At 61.5% G+C, this 1,983-nt stretch carries 2 protein-coding genes; one reads left to right on the top strand and one right to left on the bottom strand.

The window, feature by feature from the left end:
- Positions 1-504 (bottom strand): pseudouridine synthase (locus IG627_RS17975; RefSeq protein WP_193194215.1); only part of this gene is annotated, 504 nt, incomplete at its 3' end.
- Between the two features lie 164 nt (positions 505-668).
- Between IG627_RS17975 and icd the strand changes: the two genes are divergently transcribed.
- Complete coding sequence (gene icd, locus IG627_RS17970; protein WP_193194213.1) at positions 669-1,919, top strand: NADP-dependent isocitrate dehydrogenase; 1,251 nt, start codon at positions 669-671, stop codon at positions 1,917-1,919.
- Positions 1,920-1,983: the final 64 nt, after the last annotated feature.

The raw sequence follows: 1,983 nt of genomic DNA, 5'->3' as shown, positions 1-1,983 counted from the left end.
ATTGCCCAGTTTCCAGCTGCCTATGGCGACGCGAATCAGGCGCAGGGTAGGGTACCCGACTGCCGCGGTCATCCGGCGTACCTGGCGGTTGCGCCCCTCGCGAATAGTCAGTTCCAGCCAGCTGGTGGGGATGGTCTTGCGCTCGCGCACCGGCGGAACCCGGGGCCAGACGCCCGGCTCAGCCAGGCGTTTCGCTTTTGCCGGCGCCGTTGGGCCATCCTTTAATTGCACGCCGCGGCGCAGTTGGGCCAGGGCATCTTCACCGATCTCTCCCTCCACCTGTACCCAGTAGGTTTTCGGCAGCTTTTGTCGCGGGTGGCTGATCTGGTGCTGCAGGGTACCGTCGTCGGTGAGCAGCAGCAGGCCCTCTGAGTCGAAATCCAGTCGTCCCGCGGCGTAAAAGCCCTTGCGCTGGATGTGGTCGGCAAGGGTGGGGCGCCCGCCGTCATCGGTAAACTGGCTGAGGACGCCGTAGGGCTTATTGAGAAGGATGATCTGGGGCATGGTTAAAATGGACTATTGTAATCCAACTACAAAAATGGGCCGATGCTGATATAATCCCGCCGTTTTTTTAATCTCGCCCCCGATTCCGGGGTCGCTAGATCCAGGCGGGCGGGGCAAGCAACACCCGACCTAAATAGTCACAGAGTTTTGGGAGTTTAAGCAATATGGGTCATATCCAAGTGCCGGCAGACGGCGAAAAAGTTACAGTCAATTCCGACGGTTCGCTGAATGTACCGAATCGCCCCATCATTCCCTTTATCGAGGGTGACGGCATCGGTGTGGATATCACCCCGGTTATGCGCAAGGTGATCGACGCCGCGGTGGAAAAGGCCTTCGGCGGTGACAAGTCTATCTCCTGGATGGAGGTTTTCTGTGGCGAGAAGGCTGCGGAAACCTACGCCGGCGACTGGTTCCCGGCGGAGACCCTGGAAGCAATCAAAGACTACGTCGTGAGCATCAAGGGCCCGCTGACCACGCCGGTGGGCGGTGGCTTCCGCTCCCTGAACGTGGCGCTGCGCCAGGAGCTGGATCTCTACGTGTGCCAGCGCCCGGTGCGCTGGTTCAGCGGCGTTCCCTCTCCGGTGAAGGAGCCGAACAAGGTCGATATGGTGATCTTCCGCGAGAACTCCGAAGACATCTACGCCGGCATCGAGTGGAAAGCCGACACCGACGACGCCAAGAAAGTGATCAAGTTCCTGCAGGAAGAGATGGGCGTCAAGAAGATCCGCTTCCCGGAGCACTGCGGCATCGGCGTCAAGCCGGTTTCCGAAGAGGGCACCAAGCGCCTGGTGCGCAAGGCGCTGCAGTACACCATCGACCAGGACCGCGACTCCCTGACCCTGGTGCACAAGGGCAACATCATGAAGTTCACCGAAGGCGCCTTCGCCGACTGGGGCTATGAGATCGCCCGCGACGAGTTCGGTGCCCAACCGCTGGACGGCGGCCCCTGGCACAGCTTCAAGAACCCGAAAACCGGCAAGGAAATCGTGGTCAAGGACGTGATCGCCGACGCCATGCTGCAGCAGGTGCTGCTGCGCCCGGCCGAGTACGATGTGATCGCCACCCTGAACTTGAACGGCGACTACCTGTCCGACGCCCTGGCTGCCCAGGTGGGCGGTATCGGCATCGCCCCGGGTGCCAACCTGTCCGACGAGGTTGCCCTGTTCGAGGCCACCCATGGCACTGCACCCAAGTACGCCGGCCAGGACAAGGTAAACCCGGGCTCCCTGATCCTGTCCGCGGAGATGATGCTGCGCCACCTGGGCTGGAACGAGGCCGCCGACCTGGTCGTGAAAGGCATGGAAGGCGCTATCGAAGCCAAGACCGTGACCTACGACTTCGAGCGCCTGATGGACGGCGCACAGCTGAAGTCCTGCTCCGAGTTCGGCGACGAAGTCATCAAGCACATGGCCTGATGACCATGCCTGGGTGAACCCTGGTTCTCCCAACACAAAAAAGCCCCGCACCTCTCGGTGCGGG

Origin of the sequence: Microbulbifer taiwanensis (assembly GCF_014904815.1) — a bacterium.
GTDB classification, from domain to species: domain Bacteria; phylum Pseudomonadota; class Gammaproteobacteria; order Pseudomonadales; family Cellvibrionaceae; genus Microbulbifer; species Microbulbifer taiwanensis.
This window is presented reverse-complemented; position numbering and strand designations above follow the sequence as displayed.